Raw genomic sequence first — 16,186 nt, forward strand, 5'->3', positions numbered from 1 at the left:
CGAACATAGAGGGTAAACAATGACCATTCACGATCCTCGCTACAGCGATGTGATAATCATTGGCGGTGGCGCAACCGGCGCCGGGATCGCACGCGACTGCGCCCTTCGCGGCTTAAGCGTCACGCTGCTGGAGCGCCACGACATCGCAACGGGCGCAACCGGGCGTAACCATGGCCTGCTGCACAGCGGCGCGCGGTATGCGGTTACCGACGGTGAATCCGCACGCGAATGTATTGCTGAAAACCAGATCCTCAAGCGTATCGCCCGCCACTGCATTGAGCCGACCGACGGCCTCTTTATTACTCTTCCCGAAGATGACCTCGCCTTTCAGGACAACTTTATTACCGCCTGCACTGCGGCGGGCATTCAGGCTGAGGCCATGGACCCGGCGCTGGCGCGGCGGCTGGAACCGTCGGTTAACCCGGCGCTTATCGGCGCGGTGAAAGTGCCTGACGGCACCGTTGACCCCTTCCGCCTGACCGCCGCCAATATGCTGGACGCCCGCGAGCATGGCGCGAACATTCTGACCGGGCACGAAGTGACCGGGCTTATCCGTGAAGGTCATCGTATCTGCGGCGTGCGGATCCTTGATACGCAATATAACGAACACAGCGAGCTGTATGCCGCCGTGGTGGTTAACGCGGCGGGGATCTGGGGGCAGCGCATCGCGGAATACGCGGACCTGTCGGTGCGCATGTTCCCGGCGAAAGGCTCGCTGCTGATCCTCGACCACCGCATCAATAACCATGTGATCAACCGCTGCCGCAAACCGTCCGATGCCGATATCCTCGTCCCGGGCGACACCATTTCGTTAATCGGTACCACCTCAACCCACGTCGACTACAGCGAGATTGACTACAACCGCGTGACCGCCGAAGAGGTCGACATCCTGCTGCGCGAAGGGGAAAAACTGGCCCCGGTGATGGCGCAGACGCGTATTCTGCGCGCCTACGCGGGCGTGCGTCCGCTGGTTGCCAGCGACAACGACCCGAGCGGACGTAACGTCAGCCGGGGCATCGTACTGCTCGATCACGCCGAGCGCGACGGCATGGACGGGTTTATCACTATCACCGGCGGCAAGCTGATGACCTACCGCCTGATGGCCGAGTGGGCGACCGATGCCGTCTGCCGCAAGCTGGGCAATACCGAACAGTGCGTGACGGCAGAACACCCCCTGCCCGGCTCGCGTCAGTCCACCGAAAAAACGCTGCAAAAAATCATCTCCCTGCCCGCGCCGCTGCGCGGATCCGCTATTTACCGCCACGGCGACAGAACGCCGCAGTGGCTCGGTGAAGGACGCCTGAGCCGCAGCCTGGTGTGCGAGTGTGAAGCCGTCACCGCCGGTGAGGTGCAGTACGCGGTGGAGAGCCTGACGGTCACAAGCCTGCTCGATCTTCGTCGCCGCACCCGCGTGGGAATGGGTACCTGTCAGGGCGAGCTGTGCGCCTGTCGTGCCGCCGGGCTGCTGCAGCGTTTTCATACCACCACCGCCACCCAGTCGCTCGATCAGCTCAGCGCGTTTTTAAACGAGCGCTGGAAAGGCATTCAGCCTGTCGCCTGGGGCGATGCCCTGCGCGAAAGCGAATTTACCCGCTGGGTCTACCAGGGGCTTTGCGGTCTTGAGAAGGAGCAACGCGATGAAATTTGATACCGTAATCGTCGGCGGCGGGCTGGCAGGCCTGCTCTGCGGCATCAAGCTCACGAAGCAGGGGCTGCGCTGCGCCATTATCACCCGGGGCCAGAGCGCCCTGCACTTCTCGTCGGGCTCGCTGGATCTGGTGGACGAAGCGTACCGCGATAAGCTGCCGCCGGAGCACCCGTATCACCTGATTGGCGCCCAGCATATTGACCGCTTTGCGCTGGAAACCGAAGCGCTGCTGGCGGACTGCGGCGCGCGTCTGAAGGGAAGCGCCCGGTTCAATCACCAGCGCGTCACGCCGCTCGGCACCCTGCGCTCTGCCTGGCTCAGCCCGGAAGAAGTGCCCGTTGCTCCCTTCAACGCCGCGCGCGTGCGGGTCGTGGGCATTAGCGGCTTTCTGGATTTTCAGCCCCATCTCGCGGCAGCGTCGCTCTGTCGCCAGGGCGTCAATGCCGAAACGGCAGAGATAGAGCTGCCTGAGCTTGATGTCCTGCGCGACAACCCGAGCGAATTTCGCGCGGTGAATATCGCCCGTTTTCTGGATAACGAGGACAAATGGCCGCTGCTGTATGACGCACTCAGACCGCTCAGCGACAGCTGTGACGCCCTGCTGATGCCCGCCTGCTTTGGTTTACGCGACAACCGGCTCTGGCGCTGGCTCTCGGATCGTCTGCCCTGCTCGCTCGGCCTGCTGCCAACTCTGCCCCCTTCCGTCCCAGGCATTCGCCTGCATACCCAGCTCCAGCGCCAGTTTGTCGCGCAGGGCGGCGTGTGGATGGCGGGTGATGAGGTGAAAAAAATCACCCTGACCGACGGCGCGGTGAGCGAAATCTGGACGCGCAACCACGACGATATTCCGCTTCGCGCGCGCTTTACGGTGCTGGCAAGCGGCAGCTTCTTCAGCAACGGGCTGCTGAGCAGCCGGGAGGGCATCCGGGAAGCCATTATGGGGCTGGATGTTCGCCAGCGTGCCTCCCGCGCGGACTGGTATCAAAGTGATTTCTTCTCGCCGCAGCCCTGGCAGCAGTTCGGCGTGATTGTCGATAACCAGCTACATCCGCAACTTTCAGGTAAGCCCGTCAGTAATCTTTTTGCCATCGGCTCGCTGCTGGGCGGGTACGATCCGATTGCCCAGGGATGCGGTGGCGGGGTCTGCGCCGTCACGGCGCTGTATGTGGCAGAGCAGATTAGCCAGCGCACGGAGGCTGAACAATGAACGACACCCGTTTTGAAAGCTGCATTAAATGCACGGTGTGTACCACCGTCTGCCCGGTGAGCGGCGTGAACCCACGCTATCCCGGACCAAAGCAGGCCGGGCCGGACGGCGAGCGTCTGCGGCTGAAGGACGGCAAGCTGTACGACGAGGCGCTGAAATACTGCATTAACTGCAAACGCTGCGAAGTCGCCTGCCCGTCGGATGTGAAAATCGGCGATATCATCCAGCGCGCCCGGGCGCGCTACAGCACGCAAAAGCCGACGCTGCGGGACGCTATTCTGAGCCATACCGATCTGATGGGCAGCGTCTCGACGCCGTTTGCCCCGCTGGTGAATGCCGCGACCTCCCTCAAACCGGTGCGTCAGCTGCTGGATGCCACGCTGAAGATAGACCATCACCGCAGCCTGCCGAAATATTCTCACGGCACCTTCCGCCGCTGGTACAAATCCGTCGCGGCGGAGCAGGCGCAGTACGCCGACCAGGTGGCTTTTTTCCACGGCTGCTATGTGAACTACAACCACCCGCAGCTGGGCAAAGATCTGCTGAAGGTGATGAACGCCATGGGAACGGGCGTTCAGCTGCTGAACAAAGAGAAGTGCTGCGGCGTACCGCTGATCGCCAACGGGTTTACCGATAAAGCGCGCAGGCAGGCTCAGAGCAATGTCACGTCACTGCGCGAAGCGATTGTCGATAAAGGTATTCCGGTGCTGGCGACCTCGTCCACCTGTACCTTCACCCTGCGCGATGAGTACCCGCATCTGCTGGACGTGGATAATACCGGCCTGCGCGAGCACATCGAGCTGGCGACACGCTTCCTGTGGCGCAAGCTCGATAGCGGGCAGACGTTGCCGCTGGGGAAATTGCCCCTGAAAGTGGTGTATCACACGCCGTGTCATATGGAGAAAATGGGCTGGTCGCTCTATACGCTTGAGCTGCTGCGGTTAATTCCGGGCCTGGAGCTGACGGTGCTGGATTCGCGCTGCTGCGGGATTGCGGGAACCTACGGCTTTAAGCGTGAAAACTACGAAACGTCACAGGCGATTGGCGCCCCGCTGTTCCGCCAGATTGAAGAGAGCGGCGCGGATATCGTGGTAACGGACTGCGAAACCTGCAAGTGGCAGATTGAGATGTCCACCAGCAAGCGCTGCGAACATCCAGTCACCCTGCTGGCGAAGGCGCTGGGCTAAACATGGCCGGGGCGAAACGCCCCGGCACAGGTTTTACTCGATGAACAGCGACTCGACAACGTTAATCCAGCCGTGCTCGCTGGCAACCTCTTTGCCATTCAGCCAGCGGCGCAGCATGTTCAGCGCCATCATGGCGCAAACCTCCTGACGCACCGACAGGCTGTGGCGGGTGATGCTCATTTTTACCCGCAGGGCCCAGGTGCCTTTCGGCGTCGCCAGCGCGAAGTTAAGGTGTTCCTCGTCCAGCCCCCCGACAAACAGCGCCAGACCGGCAAAATGCTTCACCCTTCTCTCGGAAGCCCAGCGGGCGGTTTGCGCCAGGGTCTCCTGCTGGAACGGCACCACTTCGCTGGCCAGCAGCGGCGCGTTGACGCGCGACAGCTGCAGCGCCAGCAGGCCACCGGTGAACTGCTCGCTTAAGGTCACGCTCAGCTGACGCGACTGCAGATGCGTCGCAATCTGCGCGGGCAGCCCTTCCGTCCCTTCAAAGATCAGGCTTTCGCCCGCCACGCGCTGCACCTCGGGCCACAGGGCCAGCATCGCCTCTTTCTGTTCGGCCGGACCTGTCAGCTTGAGCTCAATGATCGGCATGGAAGAGCGGTAGCCCATGGAGACGCCCGGCGGCAGCGGGAGAGGGTCAAGGCTCTGGGCCAGATCGCTTTCCGAGCGGCCAAAGGTGGTCAGACGCAGGCACAGCGGCGGTTCAGGCAGGGTAAAACGATCGCGAAGGCGCGGCAGGATCTGCTGCTCGACCATCACTTTAAATTCTGAGGGCACGCCCGGCGTGAAGAACATCAGGCAGCGGTTCAGCTGCATGGCAAACCCGCACGCGGTACCCACCGGGTTATCGACCAGCTCGGCGCTGGCGGGAATTTCAGCCTGTTTGCGGTTGCTGGGGGCCATGACGCGGCCACGTTCAGAGAAAAAGCGCTCCATCTGCGAAAGCCACGCCTCGTGCAGCACCAGCCCTTCGCCTTTTGCGGTCGCGGCGGCCAGCGCGCTGAGATCGTCACCGGTGGGGCCGAGTCCGCCATTCACAATCAGCACGTCACAGTGTTCGCTGCGCTCGCGCAGAATAGCGACCAGCGACTCAAGATTGTCGCCCACCGTATTGCGGCGCGTTAACGGCAATCCTTGCTCAAAGAAAAGATCGGCAAGCCAGGCAGCATTGGTATCAATAATTTGTCCATGCAGCACTTCGTCGCCGGTGGATAACATCTCCACGTTAATCATTATGTTCTCCCGCTTATTTGGTCAAAACACTATAGCGCAAACGCGGGGTGGAGAAGAGAGAAACTGGCGCGACAGAACGCCGCGCCGGAGTGATTAGAAGCCTGCGCTGACGCCCACGTACGGGCCGTCGGCCAGCGCGTTGTCGCGGTTGCCGTCTTTGCCGGCCAGGTTCAAATAGCGATAGCCCGCTTCGATGGTAATCGGACGCATGATGGTCCAGCGCGCGCCGGCGTTGGCCTCTTCATAGCTTTCGATACCGCTTGAGAGGGAGTCCGGCGAATAGTAGTACTCACCAAACAGGCCGAAGCTATCGCCAATTTTCCACTGCAGGCCGCCGCCCACTGCCGCCGCGTACCCTTCGTCACCGTCATTTGGGTTGGTGTAGATACCTTTACCGCCGACGGTGGCCAGGAACGGGCCAAGAGGAACGTTCAGACCCAGGCCGAGGCTCGCCGCGTCGCCGTCGTCATCGTTATGCGTCCAGCCGCCGGTCATCGCCAGACCGGAAGTCTCGGTACCCATGCCAAAGCCCAGGTGGGTATAATCCTGACCCGCCGAGCCGTTAATGCTGATGGCGTTAGCCGCCGCAGATATAACCATCAGGCCGAAGCCCACGAATGCCACTTTTTTCATTGTCGTGATCCCACACAATTATTATAAAGAAGTCCCAAAACCGCGAGATTTTAACCGGAGTCTCCCGGGGATCAAGCACTCTGCGTGCGGCAGGTCAGTAGATTGTAATTATTTGAAACGGCTATTATCCCTTCAGCGAGGCGTTCACCCACTGCTGCAACGCGCGGCGCGAGACTTTAATGCCGCCATTTTTGAGTTCGGTCGGCAACAGCAGCCAGCGGACGGGTTGTTCAAAACGCGCCACCTTATCCCTGACCCAGTCAGGTAAACAGGTGATATCAGTTCCCGGCTCGCACTCCACCACCGCCACCGGACGCTGTCCAAACTCGGCGTCGTCCAGCGGGACGATAAACACCTGGTTAATCTGCGGATGGCGGGCGATAACGCGCTCAAGGCTCTCCGGCTGGATCCCTTCTCCGCCGCTAAAAAAGAGGTTATCCATGCGGCCCAGGATCGTCAGGCGGCCGTCATGCCATTCACCGCGATCGCGGGTAGCGAACCATCCCTGCGCGTTGGTCAGCGGAACCAATTCGCCGTCCCGCCAGTAGCCTGAGGCCATACTCTCTGCCCGGATCCAGACCTCACCGTCAACCACCTGCACCTCTCTGCCCGGCAGCGCATAGCCTACGTCCGGCTCGCCGTCCGCCGCTTTCGCGCAGACGGTAGAGGCAAACTCGGTCAGGCCGTAGCCGCAGAAGGTGCGAATCCCCTGCTCGCGCGCCTGCTGCGTCAATTCCACAGGGATGGCGGCTCCGCCCAGCAGCACCGCTTTCAGTGCAACAGGCTGGTGGGTGTTAAGCAGACGCCAGAGCTGGGTCGGCACCAGCGAAGCGTGCGTACAGCCGCGCAAAGCCTGCGCCAGCGGCTGTTTCTCGCGCACGGTTAACCGCGCGCCGGCCTGCAGCCAGCGCCATAAAATCCCCTGGCCGGAAACGTGAAACAGCGGCAGCGAAAGCAGCCAGTCGTCGTCTTCGCCGTAGGGCATCAGCGCCAGCACGCCGCGCGCGCTGGCGAGATGGGCGTCGCAGGTATGCACCGCTGCTTTCGGTAGCCCGGTAGAGCCGGAGGTCAGCGTCATCGACGCCAGCCGCGCCGGCTGCCACGCAACGCGATATTCCCCCGCGCGCTCGCGCATGCTCAGGGCTGGAAGACCGTCGCAGGTACCGTCCAGCACCAGCGCAAAGCGCAGCGTCATCTGCGGGAGCAACACGTCCAGCAGCGGGCGAGGCAACTGCGGATTAACGGGAAGAATACGCGCCCCGCACTGGAGCAACGCCAGCCACGCCAGCAGGGTTTGCGGATGATTATGGGCCAGCAGCAGCACGCCGTTGCCCTCCTCGACGCCCTGCAGGTGAAACTCTGCCGCAAGGCGGTCGACGCGGGCGCACAGCTGTTGCCAGCTGAGCACCTCGTCGTTCAGCCTGAGGGCTGGTTTATCAGCAAACTGCGCGCGCCAGTGCCGCCACGGCCAGTCGGTATAACTCATAACAACGGCTCCAGCGCCGCGACGTTGAGGCACGGCAGCGCGCTGTCCGGCCACCTGCGGATAAGCTGAGCCTGCATCAGGTTCAGCGTGTCGAGGCCAGGGATCGTATCCGGCGTTAGCCAGGCGGCAATGCGCGCCAGCTGGGTCAGCCCAAGGCTGGACTCAATCGACGAGCTGATGACCGCCGTCAGCCCTGAGGCATGCGCTGCCGCGACCTGCTCTCGCACCTTCGCCAGGCTGCCGGTCAGCGTTGGTTTAATCACTACCGCGCTGACGCCGGGCTCGGCGACAAATTCAAAATCGTCCTCGCGCAGGCTTTCATCCCAGGCGATGGCAATCCCCGTTTCGCGGGCGAACGCGCGCGAATCGTCGCGGGTTTTGCACGGCTCTTCGAGGAAGGCAATGCGGCTGCGGTACGCCGGGTTGACGTACTTTGCAAACTGCTGCGCCTTGAGCGGCGTCCAGGCGCGGTTAGCGTCCAGACGCAAATGGAGATCGGGGATCGCCTCCAGCAGCAGGTTGGCGACCATGCCGTCGCGCACCGCTTCGTAAAGACCGACTTTAATTTTCGCCACTTTCTCGCCCGGCATGGCGGAGAGCAGCGCGAACAGCTCGTCAGGGTCGCCCGTACAGAGCGGTGCCGCGCGGTAGTTAGCCTCTTCAGGCAGGCTGCCGTCGAGCTCCGCCAGGGCGCAGCTGATGCCAAAAGCCGCGGAAGGCACGTCCGGCAACGCCGGATCCGCGCCCTCACGCCACGCGTCTGCCCACGCCAGCAATACAGACTGCGCGTCATCCAGCGACTCCAGGCTAAAGCCCGGCAGCGGCGAAATCTCGCCCCAGCCTTCCCGCTCGTCCTGCTGCAGATGCACGAAGAAGCCGTCACGGGTTTTTAACCGCCGTTCACGCAGCACTACGCCCGCGTCCATCGGTATCTGCCAGCGGTAAACCTGCGCGCGACGCATTACGGGTTCCGTTTGTATTTGCTGAAGTCCGGCTGGCGTTTTTCGTTAAACGCGTTGCGCCCTTCCTGACCCTCTTCGGTCATGTAGAACAGCATGGTGGCGTTGCCCGCCAGCTCCTGCAGACCCGCCTGACCGTCACAGTCGGCGTTGAGAGCGGCCTTCAGGCAGCGCAGCGCCATCGGGCTGTTTTGCAGCATTTCGCGGCACCAGCGAACGGTCTCTTTTTCGAGATCGGCAATCGGTACCACGGTATTCACCAGGCCCATATCCAGCGCTTCCTGGGCGTTGTACTGACGGCACAGGAACCAGATTTCGCGGGCTTTTTTCTGCCCGACGATGCGCGCCATGTACGAGGCGCCCCAGCCGCCGTCGAAGGATCCCACTTTCGGACCGGTCTGGCCGAAGATGGCATTTTCTGCGGCGATGGTCAGATCGCACATCATGTGCAGCACGTGACCGCCGCCGATGGAGTAGCCCGCCACCATCGCCACTACCGGTTTTGGACAGGTGCGGATCTGACGCTGGAAATCGAGGACGTTCAGGTGGTGGGTACCCGCATCGTCCTGGTATCCGCCGTAGTCGCCGCGCACTTTCTGATCGCCGCCGGAGCAGAACGCTTTATCGCCTTCGCCGGTCAGGACAATCACGCCGATATTGTCGTCGTACCGCGCATCCGCCAGGGCCTGAATCATCTCTTTCACGGTCAGCGGACGGAAGGCGTTACGCACCTGCGGACGGTTGATGGTGATTTTGGCAATGCCGTCGGTGGATTTGTGGTAGCGAATGTCGGTGTAGCCTTCGGAGCAGTCCTGCCATTCAACCGGGGCGTAAAGCATGTTTTCATCAGGGTAAATCATAGAGTGTCCTTTATTCGATAACGCAGTATCTGAGCCAGACTCGCGATAACCGCATCGGGGTTTTCCCGGTGGGCGTTGTGTCCGGCGTCTGGAATGGCATGGCGAACGGCGTTCACTTCCGCGGCAAGGGCCGAGAACTTCTCATCCCGCTCGCCATAGAGATAGTCAAAAGAGAAATGGCGTGCGCTAAGCGCGGCACGCAAATCCGGCTGCACGGCCAGCGATGTCGCCTCAAGCATCATCGCCAGCGTCTCGCCGTTGTTCTGGCTGCGCAGGGTAATCAGCGCCTCGCGCTGGGCGTCCGTAAGGGAGGCGAACACGGGCTGTTGGTACCAGTCAGCGAACACCTTATCCAGCGGTTCGGTGCGAAAACGCGTTGCCCAGCGGCGGTCGGACGCCAGCCGCGCACTTCGCGCATCGGCATCCTGCAGGCCCGGGTGTCCACCTTCAACAATCACCCCGAGCAGCCCCTTCGGCTGCTGGCAGGCATGAAACATCGCAATGCGGCCGCCGAGGGAATACCCGATGAGCCAGAATTTAAGTATGTTGTAACTAAGAAGGGTCCGGGTGAGCAACGTGCTCATCTCGTCAAACCCCGTCACGCCCAGATTTCGGGATCCACCGTGACCCGGCAAATCCAGATACAGCCGGGGATAATCGCTGAGCCCTTCACCGACCCTCTGCCACTCGCGGCGGTCGCCTGAAAAACCGTGCAAAAAAACCAGCCAGGGATAGCCTGGTTTGCCAGCCTGCTGCACGCCAGAGAGGATCACAGGTGGCTCACCTGCGCCAGCAGGCTTTGCAGGGCCTGCGCACCGTCAGCCTCGTTCACCACCAGCTCAATCAGCGTTGCGCCCGGCTGTTTCCAGGCGCTGCTTAACGCCGCGTCCAGCTGTTCCCAGCTTTTCGGGCGATGGTATTTCAGGCTAAACATCGCCGCGGCGTGTTCGAACTGCACGTTCTGCGGCATCAGATAGAAGCGCTCGCGCTCGCTCTGAGGCGTTGGCAACAGGGAGAAAATCTGCCCGCCGTTGTTGTTGACCACAATCAGCACAAACGGGGCAGACGCCTGACGCAGCAGCGCCAGCGCGTTGAGATCGTAGAGCGCGGAGAGATCGCCCACGATCGCCAGCGTCGATTTCGCGCTGGCGCGCTGCACGCCCGCCGCCGTGGAGATCAGCCCGTCGATGCCGCTGGCACCGCGGTTGCTGTACACCGGGTAGCCCGCGGGCAGCTTCGAAAACGCGTCAATCAGCCGCACGACCAGGCTGTTGCCGACAAACAGCTGCCCCTGTTCAGGCAGGTACTGGCGAATGCGGTGCGCCAGCCCGGCCTCGCTAAACGCTTCACAGTGCGCTTTGGTCAGTTCCCACGCCTGACGCGAAAGGTCCGGGATAACTATCGCCCAGGGCTTGCGTTTCTCAGCCGGATGAAGCGTCAGCCAGGCGTCGATACTGCTGACCAGACGACGGCCGCGGTGGTGCGCCGGGTCAAGCCGCCCTTCCAGCGAATCCACCAGCCAGTACTCTTCCGGCGTGCAGGTGGCCTGCCACTGCAGTAACCGTTTGCCGGTCAAACTCGATCCAAGCTGGACCACAATCTGCGCCTGCGCCAGTTCGGTGACCGCTTTCGCATTACCCAGCCAGAGGTCGGCGCACGGCAGCGGCTGACCGGTCTGGGAAAGCACGTCGCCAATCAGCGGCCAGCCGAGGGTTTGCGCCCATTCGGCGACCAGCTTGCCTTCGGCGGCGCTCATGCGCCCGGCAATCACCACGCCGCGCTTCTGCCGCCAGAAGAACCAGTCGCGCTGTTTCGCGCTCTCAAGATGCGTCTGCTCGCGCAGCCACGGTTTTTCACTCTGCCACCAGTCGCCGAGGGACTGCTGCCAGTCAAGACCGGTGTCGTCCAGCTCGCCGTACAGCGGCTCGGCAAACGGGCAGTTGATATGCAGCGCCCCGCTGCGCAACGTCTCCATGGCGTGATCGACAGTGGAGACCAGCCAGCTTGCCGGAATATCCTGGGTGGGACGCGGTAACGAAATCGTCTGCGAAGGATGCGAAGAAAAGAGCCCCGGCTGGCGAATGGCCTGATTGGCGCCGCAGTCGATAAGCTCAGGGGGACGATCGGCCGTCAGTAAGATCAGTCTTTCACCCGTTAACCCGGCTTCAATCAGGGCCGGATAGAGGTTCGCCACGGCGGTACCGGAGGTGACGATCACCGCCACAGGTTCTTTGCTGACTTTCGCCAGACCCAGCGCCAGATGGCCGAGGCCGCGTTCATCAAAGTGGGTGTGGTGAATCAACGCCCGGTTTTCTGCGGCCGCCAGCGTCAGCGGCGTTGAGCGAGAACCCGGTGCAATACACACGTGCCTCACGCCATGGCGCGTCAGGGCTTCAAGGATCACCGCCGCCCAGCGTCGGTTAAAAGAACTTACTGACATGAGATTGTCCGGTATCAAGAATGCGACACAGTATAAATAATAGAAAAAATTGGAATTTTGATATAAATCGGGATTGCGCGAATCTGTATTAATCCCTTAGGAGCAGAGAGCGCAATCCGGCGGCTTTGTTTTCAATCTCCTGCCACTCCTGCTCCGGGTCAGACCCGCTGACAATACCGGCACCGGCGTAGAGCCGCAGGGAGTCTTCCTGAACGCGCGCGGAGCGCAGCGCCACGCAGAACTCACTCTGTTCGGGGGATAAGTACCCGGCCGAACCGGCGTACCACTCGCGGTTAAAGGGTTCAACCTTCTGGATAAACTCACGCGCGGGCTGTCGGGGTAATCCGGCAACGGCCGCGGTCGGCTGCAACATGAGCAGGCACTGCTCGTCGTCGGCCTGTTTGAGCTCGGTCCAGATACAGCGGCGCAAATGCTGCACCTTACGCAGGCGTACCACCTGGGGAGGGAGTACCTCAAGCGTCCGCGTAGAGCGCTGAAGACGCTGGCAGATATCTTCCACCACCAGCATATTTTCGCGCTGGTTTTTATCATCGTTCAGCAGCCACTCGCCGAGACGCTGCGCCTGGCTATCATCGGTATGGCTGGCGACGGTGCCAGCGAGCGCTTCCGTGCGCAGCAGCTTGCCGCGCCGCCGCCAGAGACGCTCGGGCGTAGAGCCGAGAAACGCGTTGCTGGCGTCGAATACCATGCAGAAATGATAGCAATGTAAATTCAGGGCGCGGCTGGCGGCCATCAGCGCGACAGGGTTAACGCGCTGCGTGAACTGCAGATCGGTTGCCCTGGCGAGCACCACTTTTTCAAACTCACCGCGCGCGATGGTCTCCGTCGCTCTGCGGATAAGTTTCAGCCATTCGGCCTGCTGCGGCTGATGGGTTTCGTGCTCAACCTGCACGGAGAGCGGACGGATAGATTTGGCAGGACGAAGCCGCTGTAAAAAATCCTGCGCGACGCGGGCATCCTCCACAAGCGAGCGGTCGCTCCAGAGCTGCAGGCGCAGCGTGGCGTTGCCGGCGGTACGTCGCCAGAGCAGTCGCGGTAAAAAGAGGCTCCCCTGTTCGGGATTAAAGGCGTTCAGGCCGCAGATGCGAGTATCTTGCGCCACATTTTGCTCGCGCAAAAACTGCGAGGCTAATGCCAGAGAGGAAAATTGGTTGACCGCCCCCAGCGCGGCCAGCTCTTCATCGCCGTTACGCTGCTGCCAGTAAAACTGCGGATAACACTGCTGCTCGCCCAGCCAGGCGAGGGGATCGAAGGCGTCGTTTAACGGGAAAGAGACGTCGAAATGACGTATGCCGGGTGCTGCGGGTAACGCTTGCGATAGCTGGGTACGCAGTTGCTCCAGCGCGAGGAAAATCGAATTCACGCGAACCTCTCCCTGTTAAAACCTCGTATTATACGGGGTACTGACCATAAATAGCAGTACCCACGTATAGGGAGTGGTTAAGCGGCTTAACGACGGGCTAACAGCAGCCCCAGCACCAGCCCTACGGCAGCACCCACCCCAATACCCTGCCACGGTTTTTCATGCACGTAATCATCGGCACGATACACCGCTTTTTTGGCACGGTAGTAGTAAGTATCTGACGCATGGCTGACGCGGTTTTTCACTTCATGCAGCGCCTGCTCGGCACGGGCTTTTAGCTCAATATATTTCTGATCGGCAGGGTCGCCCGAAGAACGTAACACCTCTTCCAGCGTTTCGCTCAACAAGGCCAGGTCGTCGTCGATACGGGTATCCCAGGATTGAAATGACATATTTTTCTCCATGTTAGTACACCAGTCCGCTAACTATAGCCAACGAGATGCCATTACGCCTGTTTCACTTCTCGCGCCATGCCGACGTGCGGAATGCCATCTTCATCGTATACCTCCGTCACTGGCGCAAAGCCAAAGTGCCCGTAAAAGGATTGAAGATGCGCCTGCGCGCCGAGGTATAACGCCTTGTCCGGCCACTGTTTCCGGCACGCCTCCAGCGTTTTTTCCATCAGCTGATAGCCCAGTTTTTCCCCTCGCGCTTTGCCGCTAATGATGACGCGGCCAATGACGACGGGCTCAAAATCGTCTTCGCTTTTCAGAATCCTCGCATACGCCACCAGCTCGTTATCCCGCCAGCCGAGGATATGGCGGTTCTCACCGACAAGGTCATCACCATCGATGTCCTGATACGGGCAGGTCTGTTCCACAACAAACACTTCACAGCGCAGCTTCAGCAGGGCGTAAAGTGAATGAACGGTGAGGTCGCTATGATGTAAATCTTGCCACTGGATCATGTCAGTCTCCTTCCTGGGGTTCATCACGTTATACTAAACCCCTCCCCGTTCGGCAAAGGGCTGATTGCGTTATGGAACTGATTTTTCTGGGTACGTCCGCTGGCGTGCCAACCCGCTCACGAAACGTGACGGCGATCCTGCTGGATCTTAAGCATCCCACCCGCGGCGGGCTGTGGCTGTTTGACTGCGGTGAAGGGACGCAGCATCAGCTGTTACACACCGCTTACCACCCCGGCAAGCTGGATAAAATTTTTATCACCCATCTGCATGGCGACCACCTGTTTGGCCTTCCCGGCCTGCTGTGCAGCCGCTCGATGGCCGGTAACGCCAACCCGCTGACGATTTACGGGCCAGCGGGTATTCGTGAATTTGTCGAAACTACGCTGCGCCTGAGCGGGTCATGGACCGATTACCCGCTCGAGGTCGTTGAGATTGCCGAAGGCCTGGTTTTTGATGACGGGGATTATCGGGTTACCGCTCAACCGCTCAATCATCCTGTCGAGTGCTATGGCTACCGTATTGATGCGCATGACAAACCCGGCGCGCTGGATGCCGCCGCGCTGATGGCCGACGGCGTAAAACCCGGGCCGCTGTTCCAGCGTCTGAAGCAAGGAGAGACCGTCACGCTGGAGGACGGACGCGTCATTAACGGCCAGGATTATCTCGCCGCACCGCAGCCCGGCAAAAAACTGGCGATTTTTGGCGATACGGCCCCGTGCCCGGCGGCGCTCACGCTGGCTCAGGGCGTGGACGTCATGGTGCATGAAGCGACGCTTGAAACGGCGATGGAAGAGAAAGCCAACAGCCGGGGCCATAGCTCCACGCGTCAGGCGGCACAGCTTGCCCGCGACGCGGGCGTCGGGCGGCTCATCGTCACCCACGTCAGCTCGCGCTACGACGCGCGGGGCTGCGAAAAGCTGCTGGCAGAGTGTCACGCGCTGTTCCCGGAATGTGAGCTGGCCGAAGATTTCGCTCAGGTTAGCGTTTAGTCCTTCATTTTTCCCTCAGGATGCCGATAACGATTAAAAGGTCAGCATTTCTCTCGAGGGTAGAATGGATAATTTCCAGAAAGATATTGATGACAGGGCGAATCTGACCCTGTCGAACCGTTTTGAACTGTTGCTGTTCCGTCTTGGCACCTCTCTGAACGAAAATAAATCCGAGCTGTTTGGCATTAACGTCTTTAAGCTGCGTGAAATTGTGCCGATGCCGGAGTTCACGAAACCCGCCGGGATGAAGTCACCGCTGATGGGAATGGTGAATATTCGCGATCAGGTGATCCCGGTGATTGACCTGGCCGCCGTCGCGGGCTGTAAGCCCACCACCGGGCTGAACATCCTGCTGATCACCGAATATGCGCGCAGCGTGCAGGCGTTTGCCGTGGAATCGGTTGAGAACATCATGCGTCTGGACTGGAAGCAGGTGCATGCGGCGGAAACCGCCGTCAGCGGTCGCTACATCACCAGCATCGCGTGTCTTGACGAGAAGACCGATACCAACGATCTGGCGATGGTGCTGGACGTTGAGCAGATCCTGTATGACATCACCCCGGCCAATCACGATCTGCACGCCACGAACCTGAAGACCACCAAATTCCATATCAAACCGGGCGCTGTCGCCATCGTCGCGGAAGACTCCAAGGTGGCGCGCTCGATGCTGGAGAAAGGTCTGCAGGCGATGGAGATCCCCGCGCAGCTGCATATCACCGGCAAAGACGCGTGGGAGAAAATTGGCGTGCTGGCCGCACAGGCGCAGGCTGAAGGAGTTCCCATCACCGATAAGATCGCTCTGGTGCTGACCGACCTCGAAATGCCGGAGATGGACGGTTTTACGCTGACGCGCAAAATCAAAACCGACCCGATATTGAAGGACATTCCGGTGGTGATCCACTCTTCCCTGTCCGGCAACGCCAACGAAGACCATATTCGCAAGGTGAAGGCGGACGGGTATGTGGCGAAGTTTGAGCTGAACGAGCTGTCGTCGGTGATTGAGGAAGTGCTGGACCGCTCGATGAAGAAGATTGACGGGCCGTTGATTAGCCGCAAGCAGCTGGCTTAGTCGGGTGGCGCTACGCTTACCCGACCTACAAAACCCGTAGGCCCTGCAAGCGTAGCGCCGCTGGGCAAACCATAAAAAAACCCGCCGAGGCGGGTTTTTTCGTTACGTGCGGGCTGGTGCCCTCACCCCGTCCCTCTCCCACCGGGAGAGGGCGCAAACATTAAAAAAGGCAACTTTCGTTGCC

The 16,186-nt window shown here is 60.8% G+C and carries 15 protein-coding genes; 5 read left to right on the forward strand and 10 right to left on the reverse strand.

Annotated elements, in window-relative coordinates; all coding sequences use genetic code 11:
* The first annotated feature begins 19 nt into the window (after positions 1-19).
* Genes glpA through glpC form a run of 3 tightly spaced genes read left to right on the forward strand, consistent with a single transcriptional unit; the run spans position 20 to position 4,042 of the window.
* Positions 20-1,648, forward strand: coding sequence for an anaerobic glycerol-3-phosphate dehydrogenase subunit A (gene glpA / locus NI40_RS15455; RefSeq protein WP_039263207.1), 1,629 nt, complete (start codon positions 20-22; stop codon positions 1,646-1,648).
* Positions 1,638-2,855, forward strand: a complete 1,218-nt coding sequence (glpB, locus tag NI40_RS15460) for a glycerol-3-phosphate dehydrogenase subunit GlpB (RefSeq protein ID WP_039263208.1) — start codon at positions 1,638-1,640, stop codon at positions 2,853-2,855. The genes glpA and glpB overlap by 11 nt, the downstream gene beginning before the upstream one ends.
* Positions 2,852-4,042, forward strand: a complete 1,191-nt coding sequence (glpC, locus tag NI40_RS15465) for an anaerobic glycerol-3-phosphate dehydrogenase subunit GlpC (protein ID WP_039263209.1) — start codon at positions 2,852-2,854, stop codon at positions 4,040-4,042. The genes glpB and glpC overlap by 4 nt, the downstream gene beginning before the upstream one ends.
* Positions 4,043-4,075: 33 nt before the next feature.
* Here glpC and NI40_RS15470 read toward each other — a convergent pair whose 3' ends face one another.
* From NI40_RS15470 to NI40_RS15515, 10 genes are all read right to left on the reverse strand, one after another.
* Positions 4,076-5,275, reverse strand: a complete 1,200-nt coding sequence (locus NI40_RS15470; RefSeq protein ID WP_039263211.1) for a nicotinamide mononucleotide deamidase-related protein YfaY — start codon at positions 5,273-5,275, stop codon at positions 4,076-4,078.
* A 93-nt stretch (positions 5,276-5,368) separates the two neighbouring features.
* Complete coding sequence (locus tag NI40_RS15475; RefSeq protein WP_039263212.1) at positions 5,369-5,908, reverse strand: YfaZ family outer membrane protein; 540 nt, start codon at positions 5,906-5,908, stop codon at positions 5,369-5,371.
* Positions 5,909-6,032: 124 nt separating this feature from the next.
* Positions 6,033-7,394, reverse strand: coding sequence for an o-succinylbenzoate--CoA ligase (menE, locus tag NI40_RS15480; RefSeq protein WP_039263213.1), 1,362 nt, complete (start codon positions 7,392-7,394; stop codon positions 6,033-6,035).
* Positions 7,391-8,356: an o-succinylbenzoate synthase gene (gene menC, locus NI40_RS15485; RefSeq protein ID WP_039263214.1), complete on the reverse strand. Its 966-nt coding sequence runs from the start codon at positions 8,354-8,356 to the stop codon at positions 7,391-7,393. The genes menE and menC overlap by 4 nt, the downstream gene beginning before the upstream one ends.
* Positions 8,356-9,213: a 1,4-dihydroxy-2-naphthoyl-CoA synthase gene (menB, locus tag NI40_RS15490; protein ID WP_023312524.1), complete on the reverse strand. Its 858-nt coding sequence runs from the start codon at positions 9,211-9,213 to the stop codon at positions 8,356-8,358. The genes menC and menB overlap by 1 nt, the downstream gene beginning before the upstream one ends.
* Complete coding sequence (gene menH / locus NI40_RS15495; RefSeq protein WP_039263215.1) at positions 9,210-9,986, reverse strand: 2-succinyl-6-hydroxy-2,4-cyclohexadiene-1-carboxylate synthase; 777 nt, start codon at positions 9,984-9,986, stop codon at positions 9,210-9,212. Before menH ends, menB begins: the two co-directional genes overlap by 4 nt.
* Positions 9,983-11,653: a 2-succinyl-5-enolpyruvyl-6-hydroxy-3-cyclohexene-1-carboxylic-acid synthase gene (gene menD, locus NI40_RS15500; RefSeq protein WP_039263216.1), complete on the reverse strand. Its 1,671-nt coding sequence runs from the start codon at positions 11,651-11,653 to the stop codon at positions 9,983-9,985. The genes menH and menD overlap by 4 nt, the downstream gene beginning before the upstream one ends.
* 88 nt (positions 11,654-11,741) lie before the next feature.
* Complete coding sequence (menF, locus tag NI40_RS15505) at positions 11,742-13,037, reverse strand: isochorismate synthase MenF (protein ID WP_039263217.1); 1,296 nt, start codon at positions 13,035-13,037, stop codon at positions 11,742-11,744.
* A gap of 86 nt (positions 13,038-13,123) precedes the next feature.
* The gene (elaB, locus tag NI40_RS15510; RefSeq protein ID WP_008500219.1) at positions 13,124-13,429 is read right to left on the reverse strand and encodes a stress response protein ElaB; all 306 of its coding nucleotides are present in this window, start codon (positions 13,427-13,429) and stop codon (positions 13,124-13,126) included.
* Between the two features lie 53 nt (positions 13,430-13,482).
* Positions 13,483-13,944: a GNAT family N-acetyltransferase gene (locus NI40_RS15515; RefSeq protein WP_033146075.1), complete on the reverse strand. Its 462-nt coding sequence runs from the start codon at positions 13,942-13,944 to the stop codon at positions 13,483-13,485.
* Positions 13,945-14,015: 71 nt separating this feature from the next.
* On the opposite strand from NI40_RS15515, the gene rbn reads away from it, so the two are divergent.
* Together rbn and NI40_RS15525 are read left to right on the forward strand one after the other, a co-directional pair.
* On the forward strand, positions 14,016-14,933 hold the full coding sequence (gene rbn, locus NI40_RS15520; RefSeq protein ID WP_039263219.1) for a ribonuclease BN: 918 nt from the start codon (positions 14,016-14,018) through the stop codon (positions 14,931-14,933).
* 64 nt (positions 14,934-14,997) lie between these two features.
* Positions 14,998-16,002, forward strand: a complete 1,005-nt coding sequence (locus NI40_RS15525) for a chemotaxis protein (protein WP_033146077.1) — start codon at positions 14,998-15,000, stop codon at positions 16,000-16,002.
* Positions 16,003-16,186: the final 184 nt, after the last annotated feature.

It is taken from the genome of Enterobacter sp. E20, assembly GCF_000801755.2.
GTDB lineage: Bacteria > Pseudomonadota > Gammaproteobacteria > Enterobacterales > Enterobacteriaceae > Enterobacter > Enterobacter asburiae_B.

Bases quoted from the DNA above. Each gene is read 5' to 3' on its own strand.
- glpA (WP_039263207.1), top strand. From the start codon at position 20: ATGACCATTCACGATCCTCGCTACAGCGATGTGATAATCATTGGCGGT.
- glpB (WP_039263208.1), top strand. From the start codon at position 1,638: ATGAAATTTGATACCGTAATCGTCGGCGGCGGGCTGGCAGGCCTGCTC.
- glpC (WP_039263209.1), top strand. From the start codon at position 2,852: ATGAACGACACCCGTTTTGAAAGCTGCATTAAATGCACGGTGTGTACC.
- NI40_RS15470 (WP_039263211.1), bottom strand. From the start codon at position 5,275: ATGATTAACGTGGAGATGTTATCCACCGGCGACGAAGTGCTGCATGGA.
- NI40_RS15475 (WP_039263212.1), bottom strand. From the start codon at position 5,908: ATGAAAAAAGTGGCATTCGTGGGCTTCGGCCTGATGGTTATATCTGCG.
- menE (WP_039263213.1), bottom strand. From the start codon at position 7,394: ATGAGTTATACCGACTGGCCGTGGCGGCACTGGCGCGCGCAGTTTGCT.
- menC (WP_039263214.1), bottom strand. From the start codon at position 8,356: ATGCGTCGCGCGCAGGTTTACCGCTGGCAGATACCGATGGACGCGGGC.
- menB (WP_023312524.1), bottom strand. From the start codon at position 9,213: ATGATTTACCCTGATGAAAACATGCTTTACGCCCCGGTTGAATGGCAG.
- menD (WP_039263216.1), bottom strand. From the start codon at position 11,653: ATGTCAGTAAGTTCTTTTAACCGACGCTGGGCGGCGGTGATCCTTGAA.
- elaB (WP_008500219.1), bottom strand. From the start codon at position 13,429: ATGTCATTTCAATCCTGGGATACCCGTATCGACGACGACCTGGCCTTG.
- NI40_RS15515 (WP_033146075.1), bottom strand. From the start codon at position 13,944: ATGATCCAGTGGCAAGATTTACATCATAGCGACCTCACCGTTCATTCA.
- rbn (WP_039263219.1), top strand. From the start codon at position 14,016: ATGGAACTGATTTTTCTGGGTACGTCCGCTGGCGTGCCAACCCGCTCA.
- NI40_RS15525 (WP_033146077.1), top strand. From the start codon at position 14,998: ATGGATAATTTCCAGAAAGATATTGATGACAGGGCGAATCTGACCCTG.